This is a genomic window from Actinomycetospora sp. CA-084318 (genome assembly GCF_050955885.1).
GTDB lineage: Bacteria > Actinomycetota > Actinomycetes > Mycobacteriales > Pseudonocardiaceae > Actinomycetospora.
This window is the reverse complement of the sequence record NZ_CP192098.1, coordinates 1,039,264-1,065,472: the sequence shown is the minus strand read 5'-3', so window position 1 is coordinate 1,065,472 and position 26,209 is coordinate 1,039,264. Positions and strand designations below refer to the sequence as shown.

The window sequence follows — 26,209 nt, the reverse complement described above, 5'->3', positions numbered from 1 at the left end:
CCAGCGCCGGCCCCGCGATGCTCGCGCCGGTGACCAACACCCTCGTCGCCATGGCGCGGATCGTAGGGCCGCCGCTCAGGCCGGTTCGGGCACCCGCGGCGCCGAGAACGTGAAGCCGGGGTAGCCGCGGGCGGCGAGGTCGTCGCAGTGCTCCCGGTAGGGCCCGACCCCGCCGATGTAGGCCATGAACCGCCGCGGCTTGCCGGGCACGTTCGAGCCCATGTACCAGGAGTCCGCCTGCGGGTAGAGCGTCGCCTCGCCGACCACCCGGACGTGCTCGGTCCACTCCTGCTCGGCCTCGGGCGTCGACTCGATCACCGTCTCGCCCCGCCCGTGCGCGTAGACCAGGCAGTCGGCGACGAAGTCCACGTGCTGCTCGATCGACACCATCATGTTCGACAGCACCGACGGGCTCCCCGGCCCGGTGATCATCCAGAGGTTCGGGAAGCCGGAGACCTGCAGGCCGAGGTTCGTCGTCGGGCCGTCCGCCCACCGGTCCCGCAGACGCGCCCCGTCCCGGCCGACCACGTCGATCCGCAGCAGCGCCCCGGTCATGGCGTCGAACCCCGTCGCGAACACCAGGTCGTCGACCTCGTAATCCCGCTCGGAGGTCCGCACGCCCCGCGGCGTGATCTCCGCCAGCGGCGTCGCGCGCAGGTCGACGAGGTGCACGTGGTCGCGGTTGAAGGTCGCGTAGTAGTTCGTGTCCAGGCAGGGCCGCTTGGTGCCGAAGGGGTGGTCGCGCGGCGAGAGCGCCTCGGCGACCTCCGGGTCCTGCACGGTCCCGCGGATCTTGCGACGCACGAACTCGGCGGCGGTGTCGTTGGCCGCCCGGTCGACGATGGTGTCGGTGTAGGAGCTGAGCAGCCCGACGAGGTTCCTCCCCCAGGCCGCCTCGTACTTCGCGTCGCGCTCGGCGTCGGGCACCTCCAGCGCCGACTGCGTCGCGGGCTCCACCGGCACCCCGAACCCGGAGGTCCGGGCGGCCTCCCGGTGCGCGCGGTAGTCCCGCTTGCGCGCGGCCTGCTCCTCGGGGTCCAACGGCCGGTTGTTCGCGGGCATGCTGAAGTTCGGGGTGCGCTGGAAGACGGTCAGCTCGGCCGCCTGCTCGGCGATCAGCGGGATCGTCTGGATGCCGGACGAGCCGGTGCCGATCACGGCCACCCGGCGTCCGGTGAAGTCGACCGGCTCGTGCGGCCAGTGGCCGGTGTGGAAGGTCCGCCCGGCGAACGACTCCGCGCCGGGCACCTCCGGGGTCTTCGCCACCGACAGGCAGCCGGTCGCCATGATCAGCTGCTCGGTGTCGTAGGCGTCGCCCGCGTCGGTGGTGACGTGCCAGCGGCCGCGGGCGTCGTCGTAGTGGGCCGCGGTGACCGTGGTCGACAGGCGTACCCCGTCCCGCAGGCCGAACCGGTCGGCGACGTGCTCGACGTAGCGCAGGATCTCCGGCTGCGTCGGGTACTTCTCCGTCCAGTCCCACTCCTGCTCGAGCTCGGCGGAGAACGAGTAGGAGTACTCCAGGCTCTCGACGTCGCAGCGCGCGCCCGGGTAGCGGTTCCAGTACCAGGTGCCGCCGACGCCGTCCCCGGCCTCGACGACGACGGTGTCGAGCCCCTGGCCGCGTAGGCGGTGGAGCATGTAGAGCCCGGCGAGTCCGGCGCCGACGACGAGGGCGTCGACGGTGGTGACGGAGGCGGGGCGGGGGTTCGGGACGGTCACGGGAGCCACCTCTCGAGGGGTCAGGCGGTCACGGGGCTGAGGTGGCGGTCGATCTCGCCCACCACGAAGTCCATGCCGACGGCTGCCCCCGGCAGCACGCCGACCATGGTGAAGAAGCCGTGCATCTGGCCGGGGACGAGCAGCCGGGTCACCTCGACCCCGGCCTGCTCGAGCCGGTCGGCGTAGGCGACGCCCTCGTCGAGCAGCGGGTCGTGCGGGGCGTGCAGGACCACCGCGGGCGGGAGCCCCGCGAGGTCGGACGCCTGCAGGGGCGAGGCGTCCGGGTCGGACCGCACCGCCGCGTCGGGCGTGTAGTGGTCCCAGAACCAGATCATGCTGTCCCGGTTGACCAGCAGCTGGTTCTCGGGGTCGACGTAGGACGGCCGGTCGACGTCCGCGTCGGTGACGGGGTAGACGAGCACCTGCGCCGCCAGCGCCGGCCCGCCCGCGTCCCGCGCCCGCCGCGCGACGATCGCCGACAGGTTGCCGCCCGCGGAGTCGCCCGCGACCACCAGCGGGACGCGCGACCCGGCGAGGTCGGTCAGGTGCGCGTCCACCCACCCCAGGGCCGCCCAGGCATCCTCGACGGCGGTCGGGTACCGGTGCTCCGGGGCCAGCCGGTAGTCGACCAGCACGACGACGCAGCCGGTGCGGTTCGCGAGCAGCCGGCCGAGGTGGTCGAACTCGTCCAGCGCGCCGATCACCCAGCCGCCGCCGTGGTAGTAGACGACGACGCCGCGCGGCGTGCCCTCCGGCGTCAGCACCCGCAGCGGCACCGGGGCGTCGGCGGGCTCGTCGACGCGCGCCACCACCGGTCCCGGCCCGTACATCTCGGCGAGCGCCGGACCCAGTCCACGGGCCTGCTCCGGGGTCATCTCCTGGATCGGCGGCATGCCGCTCGCGGCGAGCTGCGCCACCAGGTTTGAGGTCGCGTCGTCGAGGGCCACCGGCCGCACCACCCGTCGTCGGGATCAAGTACCAAACGACCGGTAGATTACCGAGTGCGTGGTGCTGATCACAACCAGCGCGGGCTACTTCTGGGTCGCTCCGGCGTCCACCGGCAGCGCGATCCCGGTGACGAAGCGGGACTCGTCGGAGGCCAGCCAGAGCACGGCCTCGCTGACGTCGGAGGCCTCGACCCAGGGCACCGGCAGCGCGTTGATCGAGGCGAACACGGGCTCGGCCTGCTCGGAGGTGGGGTGCTCCACCCCGGGCACCATGAGGCGGTAGGTCGCCTCGTTGCGGATCATGGCCGTGTTCACGCCGGTGGGGTGCACCGAGTTCACCCGGATCCGGTGCGGGGCCATCTCGTTCGCGAGCACCCGGACCACGCCCACCACGCCGTGCTTCGACGCCGAGTAGGCCACCGTGTTGGGCACGCCCTTGAGCCCCGCCGTCGAGCTGGTGACGATCACCGATCCGCCCCGGCCGCCCTCCACCATCGGCCGCAGCGCCGCGCGGACGGTGCGGAACACGCCGGTGAGGTTGATCGCCAGCGTCTCCTCCCACAGCGCGTCGTCGGTCTCGAGCGCGGGCGCGGTGGCGAAGATGCCGGCGTTGGCACACACCACGTCGATGCCGCCGAACGCGGCCACCGCGTCGTCGACGACCTTCGCGAGCCCGCCGGTGTCCCGGACGTCGACCACGTGGGCGAGCGCCCGCCGCCCGAGCCCACGGACCTCCTCGGCGGTGCGCTCCAGCTCGTCCGAGGACGGCATGTCGATCGGCGCGGACGGGATCGGCGCGCACGCGTCGAGCAGGACCACGTCCGCGCCCTCCGCCGCGAGCCGCAGCGCGTGCGACCGCCCCTGGCCCCGCGCCGCGCCACTGATCAGGGCGACCTTGCCCTCGACACGTCCCATGTCGCTCCCTCCGGGTCCGGGCCGCCGGACGCGGCCGCGAGTTCGGCGTGCCCGCTCACCGCGGGCCGGTCGTCGGCGCCGAGCAGGGCGAAGCGCCCGGCGTCGTCGCAGACGGGGCGCACCACGTCGCCCGCGAGCACCGGGGCGTGGAACCGCGCGTCGAACGCGACGAGGCGCCCGGGCCGCGACCGGACGACGTGGGTCAGGACGTAGGCGAGGTTGGCCGGCCCCTGGTTGACGCAGGCGCGGCCGAACCCGCGCGCCGCGGCGGCGTCGGGGTCGAGGTGGATCGGGTTGGGGTCGCGCAGCAGGAGCGCGAGCAGCTTCATCTCCTCGGCCCGCACCGTGATCGGCTCGCCCGCCGTGCCGTCGAGGGCGTCCCGACGCCGGGTCGGGGCGGGTCCGTCGGGCGCCTCGCCGTCGGGGCGCGGGAGGAGGAACGCGTAGCGCGCGGACACCACGGGCACCTCGCGGCCCAGCTCGAGCTCGACCGCGACCTCGTCGAAGGGCCCCAGCACCCGGCTCGCGCGCCGGACCACCGACGTCACCCCGCCGGTGACGGTGTGGTCGACGCCGAGCCGCAGCGGCGCGTGCAGCCGGGCGGAGAAGGACCCGAGGACCGGACCGGCGTCGAGCGGCGTCCCGAGCGCCTCGAACAGCGCGGCGAGCGAGAGTCCCATGCCCCGCTGCGGGGCGAGGAAGGCCCAGACCGGGTGCGGCTCGGGCGAGCGCGGAGCCCGCACGGCGTCGTGCAGCAGCAGGTTCTCGTAGCCGTCGACCCGGCTCGGCCCGCCCGGGACGCGCCACCCGACGAGGTCGCTCACGACCGGCCTGCGGGCGTGGGCGGCCGCGGCGCCTCCGTGATCCCGGCCGCGGCGAGCTCCGCCGCGATCCGCTCGCGCAGTTCCACCTTGCGGATCTTGGTACCGGACATCGGCCAGCTCTCGACGAAGCGCACGTAGCGCGGCACGCGGAAGCTCGCGACCGCCCCGACGCAGTGCGCGATCAGCTCGTCGGCCGTCACCGCGGCACCCGGGGCGAGCTGCACGAACGCGGCCGGGACCTCCACGTAGCGCGCGTCCGGCGCCGCCACCACCGCGACGACCCCGACGGCCGGGTGGGTCAGCAGGTGGTTCTCGATCTCCGCCGCGGACACGTTCTCGCCACCGACCTTGAGCATGTCCTTCAGCCGCGAGCGGAAGGTGAGGCGGCCGTCCGCGTCGAGGGTGACGAGGTCGCCGGTGTGCACCCAACCCTGCGCGTCGATCGTGGCGGCGGTGGCCGCCGGGTCGCGGAAGTAGCCGTCGAAGGCGGTCGGCCCGCGGAAGAGCAGCTCGCCCGGCACGTCCGGGGGCAGGTCGGCGCCGGTCTCCGGGTCGACGACGCGACAGGACATCCCCGGCATCGGGTGACCACCCGTCGTCAGGCGGGCCTCGAGCGGGTCGTCGAGGCGGCCGAGAGCGAGGAAGGCCGAGGACTCGGTCATCGCCACGCACGACACGTGGACCGCGTGCGGCAGCCGTCCGGCCATCACCCGGAGCCGTTCGGGCACCCCGACCGCCATCACCAGCCGGACCGCGGACAGGTCGCGCGTGGCCGTGTCGGGCCGGTCCAGGACCGGCATCCAGATCGTCTCGAACGCGGCGAGGGCCACCGTGATGCGCTCGGTCTCGAGCAGGGCCGGGGTGGTGGTCGGGTCGAAGTACCCGGGGTGGACGAAGGCCGCGCCCGCGGTCAGGGCGGCGACGGTGAAGGTGATCCCGCCGCCGTGGAAGAGCGGGATCGCCGTCCAGATGCGGTCGGCCGGCGTGAGGGCCATCCGCTCGGCGATGCCCGCCGCGAGCCGGACGAGCGCCTCGTGCGAGATCAGGGCGCCCTTCGGCGCCGCGGTGGTGCCCGAGGTGTAGACGAGGACGGCGGGGTCGCGGACCCGGGTGCCTGCGGTCGCCGCGGCGACGGCGGCCGCGTCGGACCGACCCCGGAGGTCGGCGAGGTCCACGTGCGCGCGCAGCTCCGGCGTCGGGCCGACCGCCCGGGCCTCCTCCGCGAGCCGCGGCAGGTCCGGGGTGCCCGCCGCGCCCGGCGCGGTGACCACCAGCGCGGCCCCGGAGTGGGCGAGGACGTGGTGGACCTCCGCGGCGCGGTAGCGGGCGTTGACGGGGACCGCGATGGCCCCGACCCGGGTCACGGCGAGGAGCAGGGCGACGAGGTCGGCCGAGGCCGGCAGCAGCAGCCCCACCCGGTCCCCGGGTCCGACCCCGGCCGCGAGCAGCCCGGTCGCGAGCTCCACCGACCGCGCGGCGAGCCCACCGGTGGTCAGCCGCTCCCCGTCGGCGAAGACGAGCGCCTCGGCGTCCAGGGCGCGCCCGGCCGAGGCCTCGACGAGCTCGGCGAGCGTGGTGACCGGTGGCCGGACGCTCATCGTCGACCCGCAGGCGCCACGTCGGAGGTCACCGGGAGGGTGGCGGCCGCCCGGGAGGCGATCGTCGGGATCCAGTCGGGCTCGGCGGTGACGCGGAGTCCGGGCAGGCGCCGCAGGACGGTCCCGACGGCGTGGCGGGTCTCGAGCCGGGCGAGCTGCGCCCCGATGCACGCGTGGATGCCGCGGCCGAACGCCAGGTGCTGATTGCGCTCGCGGTGCAGGTCCAGCGCGTCGGGTCGGTCGAACCGTTCCGGGTCGCGGTTGGCGCCGGGGAGCACCAGCATCACCCGCTCCCCCGCCCGGATCCGCCGGCCACGCCGCTCGTGGTCGGCCACCACCCAGCGCACCAGGACCTTGATCGGCCCCTGCAGCCGCAGCGCCTCCTCGACGGCGGGCGCCACGAGGTCGGGGTCGGCGGCCACCCGGTCGCGCACGGCCGGGTCGGCGGTGAGCAGCCGGACGGTGTTCGCGATCGCGTTCGTCGTGGTCTCGTGCCCGGCAAACAGCAGCAGCGCACACATGCCGACCAGCTCGTCGTCGGTCAGGCCCTCCTCGACGTCGGGGCCGATCGACTCGCCGGCGATCATGGCCGAGAGCATGTCGTCGGCCGGGTCGCGGCGACGCTCGGCGACGAGGTCGCGGAAGTAGGCGGCCATCTCCTCGAGGCCGCGCAGCGCGCGGGCGTGCCGGTCGGCGCGGGCGTCACCGCCCGTGCCGAAGGCGACCAGCGCGAGCTCGTCGGACCACTCCCGGAAGCGGTCGCGGTCGGCGCGGGGCGCCCCGAGCATCTCGGCGATCACGGTCGCGGGCAGCGGGTAGGCGACGTCGGCGATCAGGTCGCCCGCCGGCCCCGTCGTCAGGAACCCGTCGACGAGCTCGTCCACGAGGGTCTGGATCCGCTCGCCCATCGCGGCGATCTGCTGCTGCTTGAACGCGCCGCCGGCGAGGCGGCGCAGGCGGGTGTGCGCCGGCGGGTCGCTGACCACCATCCAGTCGCTGATCAGGGAGAGCACCCGGTGCTCGGCCGACGGGCCGTCCGTCTGGCCGGCCTGGCCGGCCTGACCTGCCTGACGACGCGCGAGCACCGGCCGCACCCGGTCCGAGGACAGGGCCGGGTCGCGGAACGCGGCGACGACGTCGTCGTGGCGGGTGAGCAGCCAGGCGCGGTGTGCCGGGCTCCAGTGCACCGGGTCGTGCTCGCGGAGCAGGGCGGCGGCCCCGGCCGGGTCGGCGACGGCGTCGGGCGCGAGGAGGTCGTCGGGCAGGTCGGGCACGCGGCCGGCGGCGCTCACGCGACCACCGCCGCGGCATCGGCCAGACCCGGCGTCAGGACGTCGGTGACGAGCTCGAGGTGCCGGTCGACGAGGTCGTCCGGCAGGCCACCGAGGTCGGCGAAGCAGAAGACGTCGGTCACCGGCATCCCCGCCAGCGGCGCGAGCTGCTCGCGGACCGCGGCGACCGCGTCGGGGCCGGTGCGGACCTTCAGCCGCGGGAAGGTCGTGTCGCCCGAGCTCTTGGCGGCCTCGTCGTTGCCGCGGTAGGACGCGCGGTTGCGGCCCGCGGCCTCGCGCAGCCGGGCCTTCGCCTCGTCGGGGTCGTCGGCCAGGAAGACGTTGACCAGCCCGCCGAGCCGCCCGGTGTCGGCGTGGCCCCCGGCGGCGAGACCCTCGCGGTAGGGCGCGATCAAGTCCGGGTCGAGCCACAGCAACCCGGCGCCGGCGCGCCCGGCGAGCCGCGCGCCCCGGGGGCCGCGGGCACCGACCCAGGTGGGCACCGGGTCCTGGACCGGGGCGGGCGTGACGGTGCCGTCCGCCCAGAGCTGCGGCAGCCGGGCGAGCCGGGCCTCGAGGACGTCGTAGCGGGTGCGGTGGTCGGCGCCGACCCGCTCGAACTCCTCGGCGCGCCAGCCGGCGCCGAGCCCGAGCTCGAGGCGGCCGCCGGAGACCAGGTCGACGACGGCGGCCTGCTCGGCCAGCGTCTCGGCGGGCACCAGCGGCGCGATGACGACGCCGGTGCCGATCCGGACCCGCCGGGTCCGGGCCGCGAGCGCCGCGGCCATCGTCAGGGGGGCGGGGAGGTAACCGTCGGCGAACCCGTGGTGCTCGGTCACCCACACCGCGCCGAGCCCGCGTTCCTCGGCGGCGACGACCCGGTCCAGGGTGCGGCGGTAGACGTCGGCGGCGTCCCGGCCCGCCGGGACCCGCAGGTCGAGGTAGAGCCCGACGCGGGTCATCGCGCACCCGCCGACGCGAGGGCGCGTTCCAGCCCGAGCCGGTCCCGGATCACGCGGCCGGCGGCCACCCGTCCCCCGCGCACGGTGACGAGGGCGGCGGCGTGCAGCGTCGCCGGCCCGCCGTCGCGGTGCGGCCCGCGGACGGTGACGTGCACGGCCGCGCGCTCCCCCGCGACGACGACGTCGTCCACGGTGACCTCCTCGGGCTCGACCGGCGTCTCCTCGGCGCGGCCGTCGTCGACGACGACGTCGCCGGTGGCGGGCAGTCCCGCGACCGCCCAGGCGCGCACGACCTCCTCGGTCGCCGGGTCGGCCGGCACCGCGACGGTGTCCCAGGGCGCGAGGGCCGGGGGCGGGACGACGTCGGGGACGCCGTCGGCGAGCTGACGACGACGGGCCTGGTAGTCCTGCTCGACCCGGTTCGCGGTGAGCCGCGTGCCGTTCCACGTGTAGAGGCCGATGCCGCCCCAGACCGCGGTGCGGTCGTCGTGGCGGCGGGAGGCACCGTGCTCGCTGAAGTGCAGCGCGAGCCGGTGCCCGTCGGTGACGACGTCGTGCACGGTGAGCACGAGCCCGGGGAACTGCTCGAGCTGCTTGCGGGTGGCGGGCTTGTAGGCGTCGTCGCGACCGGCGAGGACGTGCGGCCCCATCCGCAGCACGTAGTCCGGTTCCATGATCTCGTCGCAGACCGCGAGGTCGCCGCGGTTGGTGTAGTCGACGACGTAGCGGCGCATCAGCGCGACGAACGGCTCCACCGGGCTCACCGCCCCTCGAACCGCGGCGGCCGCTTCTCGGCGAACGCGGCGATGCCCTCGGCGGTGTCCTCGGAGGACTGCAGCAGAGTGATCGCGTCCAGCGACCAGCTCGTCTCCCCGGAGTCGATCCCGCGGTTGATCATCCGCTTGCCGGTCTCGACGGCCAGTGGGGCGGCCGCCGCGATCCGCTCCCCCACCGCGAGGGCGGCGTCGAGGAGCTCGTCGTGCGGCACCCGTCGCTGCACCAGGCCGATCCGCTCGGCCTGCTCGGCGTCGAGCCGCTCGCCCGCCAGCACCATCCACTTCGTCCAGTGGCGGCCGATGACGGCGGGGGCGCGCAGCACGCCGAAGCCCGGGACGAGCCCGATGGCGCTCTCCGGCATGGCGAAGGTGGCCCGGTCGGAGGCGAGCACGAGGTCGCAAGCCAGGGCCAGCTCGCAGCCGCCGCCGAACGCGTAGCCGTTGACCGCGGCGATCACGGGGAGGCGGGACTCCTCGACGGCGGCGAAGGTCCGCAGGCACTCGGTCTGGAACGCCCGTCGCGCGGCGATCCCGTCGAGCTCGCCGAACCCGGCGATGTCCCCACCGGCGGAGAACGCCTTGTCCCCCGCGCCGGTGAGGACCACCGCGCGGGTGGTGCCGTCGGTCTCGAGCCGGGCGAGGACCTCGCGCAGCTGCGGCCAGAACGCGACGCCCAGCGCGTTGAGCTTGTCCGGCCGGTCGATCGTCACCACGGCGACGGCGCCGTGCTCGCTCAGCGTGATCTCGGTCAGGTCGCTCACGGTCGTCCTCCCCGGTGCCCGACGCGGTGCGGCCGTTCCCCCCACGCGACGTCGATCGCCGCGGCGACGGTCGACCGGGTGGCGGCCGGGTCGATCACGTCGTCCAGCGAGAGGTGCGCGGCGGCCTCCCACGGCTCGGACTCGGCGCGCCACTCGGCGGTGAGCTCCGCGGCCCGCGCGTCGCGCGCCGCCGGCCCCTCCTCGGCGTGCAGGCGGTCGAGCGCCCGGCGGTGGACGGTGCGCACCCCGGTCTCCGGCGCCATGAAGCCCATCTCGGCGCCGGGCCAGGCGAACAGGAAGTCGGGCCGGGTCGGCCGCCCGCCCATCGCGAAGTGGCCGCCGCCGTAGGCCTTGCGCAGCACCACACCCACCCGCGGCACCTGCGCCCGCGCGATCCGTGCGACGGTCCGCTCGTAGGCGGCGAGGATGCCGCCCTGCTCGGCCTGGCGCCCGATCATGAGCCCGGGCACGTCGTGCAGGAACACCAGCGGCAGGCCGAACGTGTCGCAGAGGTCGACGAAGTCGTGCTCCTTGGCGAGGGCGGCGGGGTCGAGCGCCCCGGCCCGGACCAGCGGCTGGTTCGCGACGAGCCCCACCGGGCGGCCCTCGATCCGGGCGAGGGCGCACAGCAGGCTCGAGCCCCACCCGTCGGCCCAGGGCAGCACGCTGTCGGCGTCGGCGAGGGCGGCGAGGACCTCGCGCATGTCGTAGCCGGACCGCGCCCCGGTCGGCACCAGGTCGGCGATCGCGGCCGGGTCCCGGGCGGGATCGCGGGGTTCGGCGACCGGGGCGGGCAGGGCCGCGTTCGAGGGCAGGTACGACAGGAACCCCGCGATCGCGTCCAGGGCGTCCTGCTCCCCCTCGACGACGAGGTGCGCGTTGCCGGCGGCGGTCGCGGCGGCCGGGCCGCCGAGCTCGTCGTCGCTGACGCGCTCCCCGATGGCGGGCTCCACCACCGACGGCCCGGACAGCGCGACCGAGGCGCCCTGGGTCATCACGACGAAGTGGGCGGTCGAGGCGTGCAGCGCCGAGTCGCCGTAGGAGGGGCCGAGCACGGCCGCCGCCCGGGGCACGGCCGGGGAGCCGTCGGTGGCGCCGAGGAAGCTCGTGAAGTCCAGCGGGAGTCCGGAGAAGCGCCAGCCCATGACGTCGGGCATCCAGCCGCCGTCGGCGTCGCAGAGCAGCACGAGCGGGAAGCCGCCGCGCTGCGCGTGCTCGATCAGCCGGCCCTGCTTGCGCATGCTGATCGGGGCGGTGGTGCCGGCGACCGCGGTGGCGTCGATGCCGATCACGCCGACCCGGCGACCGTCGAGCAGCCCGAACCCGGTGACGACCGCGTCGCCCGGCACCGGCTTCTCCCGCCGGATCTCGGGCTGCGCGAGCGCGCCGATCTCGAACCAGCTGCCGTCGTCGACGAGGAGGGCGACCCGCTCGCGGACCGGGAGGTGACCCGAGGCGCGGTGCCGCGCGAGGGCGTCCGGCCCGCCCATGGCCTCGGCGTCGGCGCGCCGCCGGGCGAGCTCGGCCCGGGGATCGGCCGCCTGGTCGTCGGCCGCCGCGCGCCCGTTGGTCCGCGACCCGGTCTGCTCGAGTGCCACCGTCCGTCGCTCCCGTCGTCGCCCGTGACCGTCGATGTCAGGCTAATCTACCATCCGATCGTTTGGTAGACGGGTCGTCGGACGGGGAGGACGCCGTGCTCGGAGCGGTGCTCGTGGCCAACCGTGGGGAGATCGCGGTGCGCGTCCTGCGCGCCTGCCGGGCGCTGGAGGTCCCCGGCGTCGCCGTGTACTCGGACGCCGACGCGCGGGCCGCGCACGTGCGGGCCGCCGACGTCGCGGTGCGGATCGGGCCGGCGCCCGCCCGTGCGTCCTACCTCGACGGCGCGCGGATCGTCGAGGTCGCCCGCGAGCAGGGGGTGGCCTACGTCCACCCCGGCTACGGCCTGCTCTCCGAGGACGCCGACTTCGCGGCCGCGGTGCTGGACGCGGGCCTGGGCTGGGTCGGCCCGCCCCCGGCGGTGATCGCGCGGCTCGGCGACAAGGTCGCCGCCCGCGCGGCCGCCCGCGAGGTGGGGGTCGCCGTGCTCGACGGCACGCCCGCCCCCGTCGACGCGACCACCCCGGACCTCGCCGACCGGGCCGCGGAGATCGGCTTCCCGCTGCTGGTCAAGGCCGCGCACGGGGGCGGCGGGCGCGGGATGCGGGTGGTCCGCGAGCCGGCGGGGCTCGCCGACGCCCTCGCGGCCGCGGGCCGGGAGGCCGCCGCGAGCTCGGGGCGCCCGGAGGTGTTCCTGGAACGGTTCGTCGACCGTGCGCGGCACGTCGAGGTCCAGGTCCTCGCCGACGCGCACGGCGCGGTGGCGGTGCTCGGCGACCGCGACTGCACGGTCCAGCGCCGCCACCAGAAGTTGCTCGAGGAGGCGCCGGCGCCGGACCTGCCCGACGCGGTGCGCGCCGCGATGCACGACGACGCCCGCCGGCTCGTGGCCTCCGTGGGCTACCGGGGCGCGGGCACCGTGGAGTTCCTGGTCGACCCCGCGGCCGGCCGGACCGTGTTCCTCGAGATGAACACCCGCCTGCAGGTCGAGCACGGGGTCACCGAGATGGTCACCGGGGTCGACCTCGTCGTCGCCCAGCTGCGCGTCGCGGGCGGGGAGCCGCTCGCGACGGTGCTCGGACGGGACGGGGACGTCCCCGTCCACGGGCACGCGATCCAGGCCCGGATCACCGCGGAGGACCCGGCCGCCGACTTCCGGCCCGCGCCAGGACACCTCTCGGCCCTCGTCCTGCCGTCGGGGCCGTGGGTGCGCTGCGACGTCGGCTACGCGGCCGGCGACGACGTCCCGCCCGCCTACGACTCGCTGCTCGGCAAGGTGCACGCCTGGGCCCCGGACCGGGACACCGCGCGCATCCGGCTCGGGGCCGCGCTCGACGAGCTCGTCGTCACGGGGGTCCCGACGACGGGCCCGCTGCTGCGGCAGGTCCTCGACCGGCCGGAGTTCGCCGACGTCACCCACGACACCGGGAGCCTGGAGCGGGACTGGCTCGCGGCGGTCCCGCCGTCGTCGCCGGTGGCACCCGCACCCGTCGTCGGGAACGGGGAGAACGGGGAGCAGGACCGGACGGTGGAGCTCGCCACCGACGCCGGGCCGCTGCGGCTGCGCGTGCCGGGCCGGGCGCGGGCCGGGGCGTCCCGGCCCGCACGGGCACGGGCGGGCCGGTCGGTCGCCGCCGGGGCCGGGGCGGCCGACGCGGGGCTGCGTGCCCCGATGGACGCCACCGTCGTCGCCGTGCCCGCGCGCAGTGGCGCGCACGTCGAGGCCGGGGAGGTCCTGGTGGTGCTCGAGGCGATGAAGATGGAGCTCCCGGTACGCGCGACGAGCGCGGGGGAGGTCGCCACCGTGCACGTCGCGGCCGGCGACGGGGTCACCGCGGGGACGGTGCTGGTCGCGATGGCGGGCTAGGAGGCGGCCTGTCCGACCCGCGCGCGGCGCAGGACGGCCTCGGGGGTGGCCACCCCGTGGATGGCCAGGGCCGCGAGCTGCTCCCCGATCTCCTCGGGGGTCGAGGGGCCGTCGGCGGAGAACCAGCGGTAGACCCAGTTCGTGGAGCCCAGGATCGACAGCCCGGCGATGCGGGGATCGACCCCGGCCCGGACGAGGCCCTGCTCCTGGGCCTCGGCGACGAGGTCGCGGAACACGCCCTGGTAGACGTGGCCGCTGCCGAGCACCGACTCCCGGCGGTCGGCGGGCAGCGAGGCCAGCTCGTGGAGGAACACCGCGGTGGGCACGAGGTGGCGGCACTCGTGGACGACGTGGGCGCGGATCGTGCGCTCGAGGCGGTCCAGCGGGTCGCCCGGCGGCTCGGCGGCGGTGCGCACCACCGCGTAGCCCTCGCGGTGGACGTCGCTGATCACCTCGAAGAGCAGGTCCTCCTTGGACTGGATGTAGTAGTACAGGCTGCCCTTGAGCATGCCGAGCCGGTCGGCGATGTCCTGCAGCGAGGCGCCGTCGTAGCCCTTCTCGTAGAAGACCTGCGTGGCGACGTCGAGCAGCTGCGCCCAGCGTTCCTCGCGGGGCTTGCGCTCACCGCCGGTGCGGCGGACGCTGCGGCCCGCGGGCCGGCGATCCTGTGCCATCGTCACTCCCTGCAGCTCACCTCGACCCGACAACCATACGGTCGGTAGTCGGAGCGCCCGTCAGCCGACCAGGGTCCGGCGCGAGAGCCGCGGCGCCTCGGTGATCCCCCGGGCCGCGAGCAGGGCGGCCACCCGCTCCCGCAGGGCACCCTTCTGGATCTTCGTGCCGGACATCGGCCACGTCTCGACGAACTCCACCCAGCGCGGCACCTTGAACGTCGCCAGCGTCTCGGCGCAGTGCGCCTGCAGCTCGGCGGCCAGGACGGCGGGGTCGAGCCGCCGGGCGGCGGGCGTCAGTTCGACGAAGGCGGCGGCGACCTCGCCGAGGCGGGCGTCGGGGGCCCCGACCACCGCGACGACCCCGACGGCGGGATGGGTCGCGAGCCGTCCCTCGACCTCCGCGGCGGCGACGTTCTCGCCGCCGACCTTGAGCATGTCCTTGAGCCGGCTGACGAAGGTCAGGCGGCCCTGTGCGTCGCGCCGGACGAGGTCGCCCGTGTGGAACCACCCGTCGTCGTCGATGCGCTCGGCCGTCGTGTCCCGGTCGCGGTGGTAGTACGCCATCCGTGACACCCCGCGGTGGAGGAACTCCCCGACCTCCCCCGGCCCGCACTCCCGGCCGGTCTCCGGGTCGGCCACCCGCGCCTCCATCCCGGGCAGGGGCACGCCGCTGGTGCCGGCCCGCGCCTCCGGCGGGTCGTCGACGGAGCCGACGCAGCAGAAGCCGGCCGACTCCGTCCCGCCCAGGCACGAGATCTGGACGGCCGACGGGAGCCGTTCCTGCATCCCCGCCATGCGCTCGGCCGGACCGACGTTGATCACGGTGCGCAGCGCCGGGACGGTGTCCGACCGCAGGTCCGGGTGGTCGAGCACCGGCAGCCAGATCGTGTCGAACGCAGGGAAGGCCACGGTCGCGCGTTCGCCGACGAGCTGGCGCACGGCCGTGTCGGGGGTGAAGGCGCCGACGTGGACGAGGGTGCACGCGGCCGCGAGCGAGCCGACGAGCAGGTCGATCCCCCCGCAGTGGTGCAGCGGCAGCGGCGTCCAGAACCGGTCGTCCGGGGTGAGGCGCAGCCGCCCGACCAGGTTCTCCCCGAGCGCGGTGTAGGCCCCGTGGGTGTGCACGCAGCCGCGCGGCCGCGACGTCGTCCCGGACGTGTAGAGCAGGATGAACGGGTCGTCCGGCGCCACCGGCGGGAGGACCTCGCGGGGGTCCGCCTCCAGCGCCGCCGGCGTCACCGACCCCGGTCCGGCGAGCGCGGCGAGCTCCGGGGTCGCGATGACGACGGCCGGGTCCGCGTCGGCGCGCAGCCACGCGGTCTCGTCGGCGGTCCCGCGGGGGTTGAGCGGGGTGGGCAGGGCACCGAGCGACGCCGCCCCGAGGATCAGCGCGACGGCGTCGAGCCCGCTGGGCAGCACCAGCAGCACCCGATCGCCCCGCGTCACGCCCGCCGCCACCAGACCCGCCGCGATCCGCCGGGACCGCTCGCGCAGGGCCGTCCACGTGGTGCGCCCGTCAGGGAACACCACCTCGGCGCCCGGCGACCGCGCGACGGCGTCGTCGAGCAGCTCCGGCAGCGTGCGCAGCACCCGTGCGCCGCTCACGCCGGGACCTCCTCCGCCGGGGCCACGACGCGCCCACCGAGGGCCTCGACCAGGACGAGCGGGTCGAAGTACTCGGCGAACCAGGTGATCGCGCCGTCCTCGACGCGGAACCGGGAGACGTAGTGGTTCCGGTAGACGCGGTCGGTGGCGAGGATGCGGGCGTCGCTCGCGTAGTGCGCGATCACCTCGGACGGGTCACCCTCGACGAGGTCGAGCCGGTAGTCGTGGAAGTTCAGCGGCGTGATCATCGCGGGCATGCCGTCGAAGAAACCGGTGACGTCGGCCTTCCCCTCCACCCGCCGGGGGAACCCGGGCGGGGCGTAGGGCAGGTCCATGACCACGTCGTCGGCGAACGTCGTCGCCAACGCCGCGAGGTCGAGGGCGCCGACGGCGTCGAGGTAGCGGCGGACGACGTCGCGGGAGTCCGCCGCCGTCATGCCTCGAACCCCTCCATCTGCGGGGTGGTCAGCGGCGAGATCACGCGGCCGGCGATCTTCCAGCCGTCCGCGGTCCGCCGGTAGGTGTCGACGTTGAGCGCCGCCGCCTTGATCGACGCCCCGCCCGTCGTGCGTCCCTCGGCCAGCACGTAGTTCGTGCCGTGCGCGTGGTCGTCGTCGTCGAACTCCACGACGTGGTTGGTCATGATGTGGAACTGCTCGGCCATCGAGGCGGCGTCGCGCTCGAAGAAGGCGAGCACCTGCTCGCGGCCCTCGTAGCGCTCGAGCCCGACGGCGCTCGCGTCCCACACCGCGTCGTCGGTGTAGGCGGAGATCGCCTCCTTCGGGTCCTGGCGGTCGAGCCCGCGGGCGTAGAGGTAGGTGGCCTGGATGATCTCGGCCCGGTCGTTCGCGTCCGGCATGGCTCGAGCTCCTCAGTCGTAGACGATGACGCCGCGGACGTTCTTGCCGTCGTGCATGTCGCGGAACGCCTGGTTGATGTCGTCGAGGGAGTAGGTGCGGGTGATGAGCTCGTCGAGCTTGAGCTCGCCGCGCAGGTAGAGGTCGGCGAGCAGCGGCACGTCGCGGCGCGCGACGGTGGTGCCGTAGAGCGACCCCTGCAGGCGCTTGCCGGACATGGCGAAGGTGAACAGGTCGAACGGCACGTCGCGCTGCAGCACGGGGGCCGCACCGGTGAGGACCATGGTCCCGCCGCGGCGGGTCATCTCCTGCGCGGGATTCATCAGGTCCCCGGTGACCACGCCGACGGTGATGATCACCCGGTCGGCACCCTGACCGTTCGTCAGGTCGGAGACGATCGCGGCGGCCTCGTCGTAGTCCTTCGCCGTGTGCGTGGCGCCGAACTCGGTGGCCGTCTCGCGCTTGAACTCCGAGGGGTCGACCGCGACGACGTGGCGTGCGCCCTTGTGCTTCGCGCCCTGCACGGCGTTCATGCCCACGCCACCGGTGCCGACCACCACCACGGTGTCGCCGAGCTCGATCTCGGCGGCGTAGACCGAGGAGCCCCAGCCGGTGGGCACCCCGCAGCCGATCAGGGCGGCCTTGTCCAGCGGCATCTCGTCGGGAATCTTGATCACGGCGTCGAGCGGGGCGCAGACGTACGGCGAGAAGGTGCCGAGGTAGGACATGCACCCGACGCCCTGACCCTGGGCGTGGACGCGGTGGGTGCCGTCCGGGGCGACGCCGGCGAGGACACCGGCGCCGAGCTCGCACATGTTCGACTTCCCGGTCACGCACATCCGGCAGCGCCCGCACGAGGGCAGGAACGACAGCACGACGTGGTCGCCGGGCTGGACGTAGGTCACCCCGGGCCCGACCGCCTCCACGACCCCGGCGCCCTCGTGCCCGCCCAGGACCGGGGACCAGGGCAGCGGGATGTCACCGGTGTCGAGGTGGTCGTCGGAGTGGCACACCCCGGACGCCGCCAGCTTGATCAGCGCCTCGTGCTCCTTCGGCGCGTCGATCTCGATCTCCTCCACGCTCCAGCCGGAGCGGGTCCCGGGCTCCCACAGCAGTGCTCCACGGGTCTTCACAGGGTCTCCACCAATCGTCGTGCGGCGGGTTACTTGACGGCGGCGCCGGCGTCGACCGGCAGGGTCGCTCCGGTGACGTAGCGGGCCTCGTCGGAGGCCAGGAAGAGCACGGCGTTCGAGACGTCGACCGGGTCGATCCACGGCACCTCGAGCGCGTTCAGCGAGGTGAACCCGGCGATGGCCTTGTCCTGCGTGGGCTCGGGGTCGCCGGGCGCGAACATCCCCCAGGTCCCCGGGTTCTGGATCATGTGCGTGTCGACGTTCGTCGGGTGCACGGTGTTGACGCGGATCCGGTAGGGCGCGAGCTCGTTGGCGAGCGTGCGCATCAGCCCGACGATGCCGTGCTTCGCCGAGACGTAGTGGCCCACCTGCTGGATGCCCTTGAACCCGCCGATGGAGGAGATGAACACCAGGCAGCCGCCGCGATCGGCCGAGATCAGGTGCGGGATCGCCGCCTTCGCGGTGTGCCAGACGCCGGTGAGGTTGACGTCGAGCATGTCCCGCCACGTCGTCTCGTCGAGCTCCCAGGCCCGGCCGTAGCTCGCGATCCCGGCGTTGGCGACGACCGTGTCGAGCCCGCCGAGCTCCGCGACCCCCTCGGCGACGGCGGCGTCGAGCGCGGCCTGGTCGCGCACGTCGGCCTGCCGGGCGACGACACGCCGTCCGGTCTTCTCGACCTCCGCGACGGTCTCGTCCAGGTCCTCCGGCGTGGCCGGCGGGTACTTCCCGGTGACGGTGTCGATCCCCGCGCAGGAGTCGACGGCGATGATGTCCGCGCCCTCCTCGGCGAGGCGCACCGCGTGGCTGCGGCCCTGCCCGCGCGCCGCCCCGGTGATCAGCACGACCTTGCCCTGCATGCGTCCGCTCACGGGTCCGCTCCCTGCTACACGGTGCGCGCCCGGTCGCCCCAGTACGGGGCGCGCAGGTCGCGCTTGAGGATCTTCCCGGTGGGCGCCTTCGGGAGTTCCGCCACGAACTCCACCGACCGGGGCTTCTGGTACGAGGCGAGGTGCGCCCGGGCGGTGTCGACGATGTCCGCCTCGGTCGCCGTCGTGTCGGGCTTGAGGACGACGAACGCCTTGACGCTCTCGCCCCACTCGTCGTCGGGGACGCCGATGACCGCGCACTCGAGGACGGCGGGGTGGTGCGCGACGGCCTCCTCGACCTGCACCGAGTAGATGTTCTCGCCGCCCGAGATGATCATGTCCTTGGCGCGGTCGACGATGAACACGTAGCGCTCGGCGTCCCAGGTCGCGAGGTCGCCGGTCCACATCCAGCCGTCGCGCAGGGTGTCCGCGGTGAGGTCGGGGCGGTTCCAGTAGCCCGCCATGTTCGCCTCGGACCGCACGACGATCTGCCCGACGGTCGCGCCGTCGGTCGGCACCGGGGCGCCGTCGGGATCGACGACGCGCACCGACGTCACGAACCCCTCGCGCCCGCACGACTGCAGCCGTTCTGGGTGCACGCCGTTGACCGCGGCGTGGTGGTCCTCCTGGGCGAGGAAGCACATCGTCGTGCCCTCGGTCTGCCCGTAGCCCTGGATCAGGGTGCACGGGAAGGCCTGCAGGGCGTTCTTGACGACCGCCGAGGGCATCGGCCCACCGCCGTACTGGATGTTGCGCAGGCTCGCGATGTCGTAGCCGTCGAAGCCCGGCACGGCCATCATCCAGTTGAGCATCGTGGTGATGCCGAGGAACGCCGAGACGCGCTCCGCCTCGATGATCTCCAACGAGCGCCGGGCCTCGAAGTTCATCAGCACCAGCGGGCAGCCGTGGCGCATGTAGTTCATCGAGAGCACGACCGGGATGTGGTACATCTGCCCGGTCAGCATGTAGACGTCGGTGGGCACGATGCGCTCGGCGACGGTCTGGTTGAGCATGCCGAACGAGGCGCTGCGGTGGGTGTGCAGCGCGCCCTTCGAGGCCCCGGTCGTCCCGCCGGTGTAGAGGATGAAGAACGGGTCGTCGTCGCCGACCACCGCCGAGTCGGCGGGCTCGTCCGTGGGCGAGGCCGCGAGCAGGTCCTCGTAGCTGCCGTCGGAGCCGGGGCCGTACCCGAGCCAGTGCTCGACGTCGACCAGGGCGCCGAGCTCCCGGCCGGTCTCCGCCCACTCCCCCGCGACGACGATGGCCCGCGGCGCGCCGTCGGCGACGATCCGCGCCAACTCGGCCACCCCGAGACGCCAGTTCAACGGCTGCACGACGAGGCCCGCGCGGCCGGCCGCGTAGTAGATCTCCTGGAACTCGGTGGAGTTCTTGGCGAGCACCGCGACGCGGTCGCCGCGCTGCAGCGCCAGCCCGTCCGGGCGCCGCCCGCGCAGCCCGTTGGCCAGCCGGCGGACCCGCTCGTCGAGGTCCCGCCACGTGGTCCGGGAGCCGATCGTGGTGTCGACGACGGCGTCGGCGTGCGGCGTCAGCGCCGCCCACTTCTCCGGGATGCGGCCGATGTTGACCATGTCGGAGGCCCGCGTCTCAGTAGGGCAGGTCGAGGTAGACGTACCGGTCGGCGATCAGCCACGCGCCGTCGCGGCGCGTGAGCTCGTCGCGGTACCAGCCGCTGGACAGGACGCGGATCGCGCCGTTCTCGATCGACAGCAGCGTCAGGTTGGTGACCACGGTGGCCGCGTCCTCGGTCTCCTTGTCCACCCAGAGGTTGGACAGGTTGTGGCGGCGCTGGTCGGTCTGGGCCGCCATCGAGTCCGCGTGCAGGGCGCGGATCGCGTCCCGGCCCTCGAACGGCCCGACGAGGTCGCCCTCCCGCCCGATCCGCAGGCTCATCCGGGCGTCGTCGGTGAAGCAGCGGGCGATCAGGTCGGGATCGGCCTCGTCGTAGCCCCACGAGGCACGGCCGAGCAGGTTCTCGAACTCGTCGCGGGCGCTCACGGGGTGCCTCCGGTGGGGGTGAAGTCGAGCAGCAGGCGGTCGGGGGCGCGGGTGAACACGCCGGTCTCCGGCGGCGGGGTGCCGTCGGCGAAGCGGATGTCGGCCATGGCGTCGAGCAGGTCGTTGATGCCGACCTCGAGCTCGAAGCGGGAGAGCAGGGCGCCGACGCAGAAGTGCCGTCCGAGGCAGAACGCGAGGTGGTCGGCGGCGGCGGTGAACGCGGCGTCGCCGAGCCCCGGCCGCGTCACGTCGAACTCGTCGGGCCGGTCGACGTGGCGCTCGTCGCGGTTCGCGGCGCCGATCAGGCAGGTGACGGTGGCCCCGGCGGGCACCACCCCGCCGGAGAGCTCCACGTCCTCCGCCGGCTGACGCATGATCATGTGCACCGGCGGGCTGAAGCGGAGCGTCTCGGCGAACGCGGCGTCGATCAGCGCGCGGTCCGCGCGCACGGCCGCCATCTGGTCGGGGTGGGCGACGAGGTTGCGCATGACGCTCGCGATGGCCTTGTCGGTCGTCTCGCCGCCGGCGGTGAGCAGGAGACTGCAGAAGGCCTTGATCTCCTCGTCGGACATCGACTCACCGTCGATCTCGGCCGCGCAGAGCACCGAGAGCAGGTCGTCGCCCGGAGCGGCCCGACGCTCGCGGATCCGCGGGATCATGTAGGCCTCGAACTCGGCCTTCGTGCGCAGCCCCTCGGCGGCCACCGCCTCGTCCCCGGCGAGGTTCCCGAGGAACCCCATGATCGACGTGTACCAGGCGTGGAACCGGTCGTGGTCGGTGCGCGGCAGCCCGAGCATGTCGACGATGACGTTGATCGGGAAGCGCGTGGCGTAGGCGTCGACGAGATCGACGTGGCCCGCCGCCCGGAAGGCGTCGACGAGCTCGCGCGAGTTGCGGCGGATCGTCGGGCCGAAGCGCTCGGTCAGCTCCCGGCCGCGGAAGGCCGGGGCGACGAGGGCGCGGTGCGTCGCGTGCTCGCGGCCCTCCATCTGCAGGATCGTCCGGCCGTGCACCGGCTCGAGCTGCCACGCGTAGTTCTCGCTGGTGAACGCCGGGTCGCGGAAGGCCCGCCGCACGTCGTCGTACCGGCTGACGACGTAGGTGTTCATCGCCTCGTGGAAGTGCAGCGGGAACTCGTCCCGGAGCACCCGGTAGGCCGAGTACGGATCGCGGGCGAACTCCGCGGAGAGGATGTCCGGCGGCTCCAGCGTGGCCGTCATGATGCCCCCGACCTGCGACGACTCCATCGTCGTCGCGTTGTCTACCGATCGTTTGGTACTGAACGAGACTAGCATCACACCCCGGGCCGTCAAGCGTCCCGACGGCCGCTCCCCGGGCGCCGCTTGACCGGTCGGACGCGGCTTGCGAAGCTTTCTCGAACGGTCGTTTGGTAGACGAGGAGGCGCGGTGACGAAGTACGACGTCGTGGTCGTCGGGGCCGGCGCCGCGGGCCTGACCGCCGCGAGCCTGCTGGCGGTCGAGGGCAAGCGGGTGTGCCTGCTGGAGCGGTCGCCGTACCTCGGCGGACGCGGGATGGCCGTGCCCGACGAGGGCTTCACGGTCAACGTCGGCGGCCACCTCATCGAGGACCCCGGTTCCGGCCTGACCAAGGTCTTCGAGCACGTGGGCAAGACCCTGCAGCACGGCGAGGTCTCCGCCGAGATGCCGGTGTGGGACCACGAGCGCAACCGCTGGGGCTCGATCCGCGACCGCTACGCCGGCAGCAAGGGCGAGCTGAAGAAGGTCATCAAGGCCCTGCTCGCGACCGAGTGGGACGAGCTCGACCGCTGGGACGACAAGCCGCTGCGCCAGTGGCTGCACCAGCACACCGACGACCAGGGCGTGATCGACCTCTTCGAGTTCATCACCGTCCTGGAGTGCATGACCGACAACTGGTGGGACCACTCCGCCAGCGACAACCTCTTCCCCCGCAAGATGCACTTCGGCGAGCGCAACACCGCCGCCTACTCGTGCTGGCCCGGCCAGGGCTGGGACGGCATGTGGGCCGACCTCGCGGACGCCTTCACCGCGGCGGGTGGCGAGCTGCGGCTCTCGACTCCCGTCGAGCGGGTGGTGATCGAGGACCGGCAGGTCAAGGGCGTCGCCGTCGCCCGGCAGCCGCGGGTGCTGCCCAACGAGTTCTTCGAGGAGGAGATCCTCGAGGCCGACCACGTCATCTGCACGCTGCCGGTGTGGCACGTGCTCGACGTCGTCGACGAGGGCGACCTCCCCGACTGGTACGCCGCGCAGATCCGCTTCCTCGCCCAGGACCGCTTCCGCATCTCCTGGATCGGGCTCTACCTGGCCACCGAGGAACCCGTCGCGCAGTACGACCCGCGGGAGCTCTCCACCTGGCTGCGCACCCCGAACACCGAACTCTCGGGCTTCATGTTCAACCAGACCGCGATGGACCCGACGTGCTCGCCGGAGGGCACGCAGCTGCACGTGATGGGCGGCATCTTCCCCGGGGAGAAGGGCCGCGACCGGGCTTGGCTGCGGCGGCAGACCGAGCAGTTCGAGGCCGACGTCAAGCAGATGTGGCCGGGCTTCGCCAAGACCGTGTGGCGGCGGCGCCACCTCGTGTTCGAGCCGTCGTTCGGCGTGATCCAGAAGCCGGGCCTCGTCGGGATGTACCGGCCGCACTGGCGCCCGCCGGGCGTCGAGGGCCTGTGGTTCGCGGGCGAGACGTTCCGCAGCCGCGGCGTCGGCACCGACCGCGCCGCGCGGGCCGCGCTCACCGTCGTCGAGGAGTACCTCGGACGGCGCCTGGCGACCTTCGGCGACGGGTGGCGGTACTGATGGGGATCGAGCTCGGCGTCCCGGGCCAGATCATGCCGCCCGCGTCGGCGGCGGTGAAGTTCGCGAAGCGCAGCGAGGACGAGGGCTTCGACGCGGTGTGGTGGCCCGACCACCTCATGGGCTGGCACCCGGACTCGATGTGGACGCCCGACCTCACGCCGCTCGCCGACGTGCAGCCGAACCCGCACGTCTACTTCGATCCCGCCGTGATGATGGGCGTCGTCGGGGCCGCGACCGAGCGGATCCGGGTCGGCGTCTGCGTCACCGACCTCATCCGGCGCAACCCGGCGATGGCCGCGCAGACCGCGCTGACGCTCGACCACGTCACGGGCGGCCGCGCGATCATCGGCCTCGGCAGCGGGGAGCAGCTGAACGCGACGCCCTACGGGATGCCGTTCGACACCCCGGTGGCCCGGCTCGACGAGGGCATCGACGTGATGCGCCTGCTCATGACCGCCGACGGCCCGGTCGACTTCGACGGCCGCTTCCACACCCTCGACCGGGCCGTCCTCGGCCTCATGCCCTACGGCGAGCGTCCACCGGAGATCTGGACGGCCGCGCACGGTCCGCGGATGCTGCGGCTGACCGGCCGGAAGGCCGACGGCTGGCTCCCGACGAAGCTCGGGCCGGCCGAGTACGGCTCGGCGCTGGGGACCATCCGTTCCGCGGCCGACCAGACCGGCCGCGACGCCGACGCGATCACGCCGGGGATGCTCGGCTACGTCCTCATGGGGCCCGACGCCGAGACGGTGCAGCGGCTCACCGAGGCCCCGCTGGTGCGGGCGCTGTGCGTGCTGCTGCCGGCGCAGGTGTTCCGCGACCTCGGCGTCGAGGGGCCCTACCCCGACGGATCGGGCTTCCACGACTTCATCCCGACCGCCATCGACCGCGCCGAGTCACTGCGGATCATCGACGCGATCCCGCCCGCCGTCGTGCGGCACTACGCCTTCTGCGGCACACCCGCCGAGGTCGCCGAGCAGGTCGAGGAGTACGTCGAGCAGGGGCTGCGCCACCTCGTGATGTGGAACATCACCGCGTTCGGCGACCCCTCGCTGGCCCGATGGTCGTTCTCGGCGATGTCGGAGCTCCGGAAGCGGCTCGCATGATCCCGCTGCCCGACGCCGTCGCCCGCTACTTCGCCGCGATCAACGCGGAGGACTACGACGCGCTGGGGCCGGTGTTCGCGCCGGACGCCCTGCTGCGGGCCGTCGGTGGGATCGAGCGCCACGGGCGCGAGGAGATCGTCGCGCACTTCCCCAAGGTGCTCGCCGGGCTGCCGGAGCACGACGACGAGCCGACCCGGGCCGTCGTCGGGACCCTCGACGGACATCCCGTGGTGACGGTCGAGATCCGGTTCGTCGGGCGGACCCCGTCCGGCGCGCCGGTGGAGTTCGAGGCCGTGGACGTCTTCGACCTGGCGGCCGACGGCTCGGTGATCACGGCGCTGTCGACCTGGTACGACACGGCGGCCGTGGGGCGGATGGTGTCGTGACCCTCGTGTCGGGGCTCGGCGTGACGCTCCCCGTGGACGAGGGACTGTCCGCCGGGCAGTACCTCGACCTGGCGCGGCTGGCCGAGTCGGCCGGGTTCACCGACGTACTGGTGGGCGAGACCGCGGGTCCCGAGGTGTTCTCGATGCTCGGGATGATCGCCGCGGCGACCTCGCGGATCCGGCTCGGCAGCGGCATCGTCGGGATCTACCCCCGGACCGCCGTGACCACCGCGCAGGGCTTCGCGACGCTCGCGTCCCTGGCGCCGGGACGGGTGTTCGCGGGCGTGGGCGCGTCCAGCCCGATCATCGTCGGGCAGTGGCACGGGCTCGACTTCGCCGCCCCGCTGCCGCGGCTGCGGGAGTACGTGGCCGCGATGCGGGCGGTGTGGTCCGGGCAGCGCACGGCGCTGGACGGGGCGTACGTGCGGTCGCACGGTTTCCGCAGCGGCTTCGGGGCCGTCGAGGTGCCGGTGTTCGTGGCGGCGATGAACCCGCGGATGCTGCGGCTGGCCGGCGCGATCGCCGACGTCGCGTTCCTGACGTGGACCCCGCCCGACGAATACGCCGACAAGATCGCGCTGGTGCGGGAGGGCGCGGCCGCCGCGGGACGGGACCCGGCGTCGGTCGGGATCGCGGCGTCGTTCTGGGCCTACGCGGGCGACCGTCCCGACGAGGCGCGGGAACGGATGCGCCGGTTCGTGCTGCAGTACGCGATGGTGCCGACCCACCGGCCGTCGTTCCGCGCGAGCCTCATCGGGCTGGAGGAGGCGTCGCAGGCGTGGGAGCGGGGCGACCGGGCCGCGGCGCTGCACGCCGTGGACGACGCGGCCGTAAACGCGATGTGTGCGCTGGGCTCTCCCGACGACGTCGCCGCCCGGGTCGCCGCGCTGCGCTCGGCCGGGGTGGACCTGCCGATCGCGCTCACCCCGGGCGCGGTGGCCGGGGACCTGGAGGGGGCCGCGCAGACCGTCGAGCGGGTGGGCAGGGTGTCGGTGTGATCCCCGAGGACATCGGTCTGCTGCGGCTCGACCACGTGGCCATCGCCGTCGCCGACCCGCGCGAGGGGGTGGCGCTCTACCGCGACGTGCTCGGTGGGCGCTTCCTGTTCGGCGGGGACTCCGACGAGCAGGGCATCCGGGTGCTGCAGTTCGCCCTGCCCGACGGCTCGAAGGTGGAGATCGTCTCCCCCACGCGCCCGGACGCCGGGGTCGCCCGCTTCCTGGAGCGCCGCGGCCCGGGGGTGCACCACCTGACGCTGGTGTTCGCCGACGTGGAGGTGGCGCTCGCGCGACTGGCGGAGCACGGCTACGAGGTGGTGGACGTCGACCTGCGTCGCCCGGTGTGGCGGGAGGCCTACGTGCGGCCGCGCTCCGGCCTCGGCGTGCTGCTGCAGGTCGTGGACTCGACGCTGCGCTGGGACGTGCCTGCCGCGCCGGAGATCACGGTCGAGCGGGTCCTCGCGGGCGACGTGGTGTTCACCGCCGACGAGGAGGCGGTGCTGCGCTCCTGACCAGCACCGACCCGTCGTCGG

25 protein-coding genes are annotated in these 26,209 nt (G+C 74.3%); 6 read left to right on the top strand and 19 right to left on the bottom strand.

Features of this window, described 5'->3' with window-relative positions:
* Nucleotides 1-75: 75 nt before the first annotated feature.
* The 10 genes from ACQPYX_RS05220 to ACQPYX_RS05175 form a co-directional block, all read right to left on the bottom strand.
* The gene (locus tag ACQPYX_RS05220) at nt 76-1,719 is read right to left on the bottom strand and encodes a flavin-containing monooxygenase (RefSeq protein WP_433801854.1); all 1,644 of its coding nucleotides are present in this window, start codon (nt 1,717-1,719) and stop codon (nt 76-78) included.
* 20 nt (nt 1,720-1,739) lie between these two features.
* A complete protein-coding gene (locus ACQPYX_RS05215) occupies nt 1,740-2,666 on the bottom strand; it encodes an alpha/beta hydrolase (protein ID WP_433801853.1) in 927 nt (308 codons plus the stop codon).
* A gap of 84 nt (nt 2,667-2,750) precedes the next feature.
* The gene (locus ACQPYX_RS05210) at nt 2,751-3,581 is read right to left on the bottom strand and encodes a mycofactocin-coupled SDR family oxidoreductase (RefSeq protein WP_433801852.1); all 831 of its coding nucleotides are present in this window, start codon (nt 3,579-3,581) and stop codon (nt 2,751-2,753) included.
* Nucleotides 3,551-4,405 carry a MaoC family dehydratase gene (locus ACQPYX_RS05205; RefSeq protein ID WP_433801851.1) on the bottom strand — a complete coding sequence of 285 codons (855 nt, stop codon included), beginning with the start codon at nt 4,403-4,405 and terminating at the stop codon, nt 3,551-3,553. Before ACQPYX_RS05205 ends, ACQPYX_RS05210 begins: the two co-directional genes overlap by 31 nt.
* Nucleotides 4,402-6,003, bottom strand: coding sequence for a class I adenylate-forming enzyme family protein (locus ACQPYX_RS05200; RefSeq protein ID WP_433801850.1), 1,602 nt, complete (start codon nt 6,001-6,003; stop codon nt 4,402-4,404). The genes ACQPYX_RS05205 and ACQPYX_RS05200 overlap by 4 nt, the downstream gene beginning before the upstream one ends.
* Nucleotides 6,000-7,295, bottom strand: a complete 1,296-nt coding sequence (locus tag ACQPYX_RS05195; RefSeq protein ID WP_433801849.1) for a cytochrome P450 — start codon at nt 7,293-7,295, stop codon at nt 6,000-6,002. Before ACQPYX_RS05195 ends, ACQPYX_RS05200 begins: the two co-directional genes overlap by 4 nt.
* Nucleotides 7,292-8,236, bottom strand: a complete 945-nt coding sequence (locus ACQPYX_RS05190) for an LLM class flavin-dependent oxidoreductase (protein WP_433801848.1) — start codon at nt 8,234-8,236, stop codon at nt 7,292-7,294. The genes ACQPYX_RS05195 and ACQPYX_RS05190 overlap by 4 nt, the downstream gene beginning before the upstream one ends.
* Complete coding sequence (locus ACQPYX_RS05185; protein WP_433801847.1) at nt 8,233-8,991, bottom strand: nuclear transport factor 2 family protein; 759 nt, start codon at nt 8,989-8,991, stop codon at nt 8,233-8,235. The genes ACQPYX_RS05190 and ACQPYX_RS05185 overlap by 4 nt, the downstream gene beginning before the upstream one ends.
* A gap of 5 nt (nt 8,992-8,996) precedes the next feature.
* Nucleotides 8,997-9,773, bottom strand: coding sequence for an enoyl-CoA hydratase/isomerase family protein (locus ACQPYX_RS05180; protein ID WP_433801846.1), 777 nt, complete (start codon nt 9,771-9,773; stop codon nt 8,997-8,999).
* Nucleotides 9,770-11,371 carry an acyl-CoA carboxylase subunit beta gene (locus ACQPYX_RS05175; protein WP_433801845.1) on the bottom strand — a complete coding sequence of 534 codons (1,602 nt, stop codon included), beginning with the start codon at nt 11,369-11,371 and terminating at the stop codon, nt 9,770-9,772. The genes ACQPYX_RS05180 and ACQPYX_RS05175 overlap by 4 nt, the downstream gene beginning before the upstream one ends.
* Nucleotides 11,372-11,466: 95 nt before the next feature.
* Here ACQPYX_RS05175 and ACQPYX_RS05170 point away from each other — a divergent pair, with 95 nt between their 5' ends.
* Nucleotides 11,467-13,236, top strand: a complete 1,770-nt coding sequence (locus tag ACQPYX_RS05170; RefSeq protein WP_433801844.1) for an acetyl/propionyl/methylcrotonyl-CoA carboxylase subunit alpha — start codon at nt 11,467-11,469, stop codon at nt 13,234-13,236.
* Here ACQPYX_RS05170 and ACQPYX_RS05165 read toward each other — a convergent pair.
* From ACQPYX_RS05165 to ACQPYX_RS05125, 9 genes are read right to left on the bottom strand one after another with little or no spacing between them, the layout of a single operon-like run.
* On the bottom strand, nt 13,233-13,910 hold the full coding sequence (locus ACQPYX_RS05165) for a TetR/AcrR family transcriptional regulator (protein ID WP_433801843.1): 678 nt from the start codon (nt 13,908-13,910) through the stop codon (nt 13,233-13,235). The two genes, ACQPYX_RS05170 and ACQPYX_RS05165, sit on opposite strands and share 4 nt — an antisense overlap.
* Before the next feature lie 60 nt (nt 13,911-13,970).
* On the bottom strand, nt 13,971-15,515 hold the full coding sequence (locus ACQPYX_RS05160; RefSeq protein ID WP_433801842.1) for a class I adenylate-forming enzyme family protein: 1,545 nt from the start codon (nt 15,513-15,515) through the stop codon (nt 13,971-13,973).
* Nucleotides 15,512-15,952 (bottom strand): nuclear transport factor 2 family protein, encoded by a 441-nt coding sequence (locus ACQPYX_RS05155; protein WP_433801841.1) that lies wholly within the window; start codon nt 15,950-15,952, stop codon nt 15,512-15,514. Before ACQPYX_RS05155 ends, ACQPYX_RS05160 begins: the two co-directional genes overlap by 4 nt.
* Entirely contained in the window at nt 15,949-16,374 is a 426-nt protein-coding gene (locus ACQPYX_RS05150; protein ID WP_433801840.1) for a nuclear transport factor 2 family protein, read from the bottom strand. The genes ACQPYX_RS05155 and ACQPYX_RS05150 overlap by 4 nt, the downstream gene beginning before the upstream one ends.
* A gap of 12 nt (nt 16,375-16,386) precedes the next feature.
* Entirely contained in the window at nt 16,387-17,505 is a 1,119-nt protein-coding gene (locus tag ACQPYX_RS05145; RefSeq protein WP_433801839.1) for an NDMA-dependent alcohol dehydrogenase, read from the bottom strand.
* 29 nt (nt 17,506-17,534) lie between these two features.
* A complete protein-coding gene (locus ACQPYX_RS05140) occupies nt 17,535-18,374 on the bottom strand; it encodes a mycofactocin-coupled SDR family oxidoreductase (protein WP_433801838.1) in 840 nt (279 codons plus the stop codon).
* Nucleotides 18,375-18,388: 14 nt separating this feature from the next.
* Nucleotides 18,389-19,960, bottom strand: coding sequence for an AMP-binding protein (locus ACQPYX_RS05135; RefSeq protein WP_433801837.1), 1,572 nt, complete (start codon nt 19,958-19,960; stop codon nt 18,389-18,391).
* A 16-nt stretch (nt 19,961-19,976) separates the two neighbouring features.
* On the bottom strand, nt 19,977-20,387 hold the full coding sequence (locus ACQPYX_RS05130) for a nuclear transport factor 2 family protein (RefSeq protein ID WP_433801836.1): 411 nt from the start codon (nt 20,385-20,387) through the stop codon (nt 19,977-19,979).
* Nucleotides 20,384-21,607, bottom strand: coding sequence for a cytochrome P450 (locus ACQPYX_RS05125; protein WP_433801835.1), 1,224 nt, complete (start codon nt 21,605-21,607; stop codon nt 20,384-20,386). The genes ACQPYX_RS05130 and ACQPYX_RS05125 overlap by 4 nt, the downstream gene beginning before the upstream one ends.
* Before the next feature lie 187 nt (nt 21,608-21,794).
* On the opposite strand from ACQPYX_RS05125, the gene ACQPYX_RS05120 reads away from it, so the two are divergent.
* The 5 genes from ACQPYX_RS05120 to ACQPYX_RS05100 are packed head-to-tail and all read left to right on the top strand — an operon-like array spanning nt 21,795 to nt 26,188.
* The gene (locus tag ACQPYX_RS05120) at nt 21,795-23,186 is read left to right on the top strand and encodes a phytoene desaturase family protein (protein ID WP_433801834.1); all 1,392 of its coding nucleotides are present in this window, start codon (nt 21,795-21,797) and stop codon (nt 23,184-23,186) included.
* The gene (locus ACQPYX_RS05115; RefSeq protein ID WP_433801833.1) at nt 23,186-24,292 is read left to right on the top strand and encodes an LLM class flavin-dependent oxidoreductase; all 1,107 of its coding nucleotides are present in this window, start codon (nt 23,186-23,188) and stop codon (nt 24,290-24,292) included. Before ACQPYX_RS05120 ends, ACQPYX_RS05115 begins: the two co-directional genes overlap by 1 nt.
* Nucleotides 24,289-24,678, top strand: coding sequence for a nuclear transport factor 2 family protein (locus ACQPYX_RS05110; RefSeq protein WP_433801832.1), 390 nt, complete (start codon nt 24,289-24,291; stop codon nt 24,676-24,678). Before ACQPYX_RS05115 ends, ACQPYX_RS05110 begins: the two co-directional genes overlap by 4 nt.
* Entirely contained in the window at nt 24,675-25,676 is a 1,002-nt protein-coding gene (locus tag ACQPYX_RS05105) for an LLM class flavin-dependent oxidoreductase (protein WP_433801831.1), read from the top strand. The genes ACQPYX_RS05110 and ACQPYX_RS05105 overlap by 4 nt, the downstream gene beginning before the upstream one ends.
* On the top strand, nt 25,673-26,188 hold the full coding sequence (locus tag ACQPYX_RS05100; protein ID WP_433801830.1) for a VOC family protein: 516 nt from the start codon (nt 25,673-25,675) through the stop codon (nt 26,186-26,188). The genes ACQPYX_RS05105 and ACQPYX_RS05100 overlap by 4 nt, the downstream gene beginning before the upstream one ends.
* The last annotated feature ends 21 nt before the right edge of the window (nt 26,189-26,209 follow it).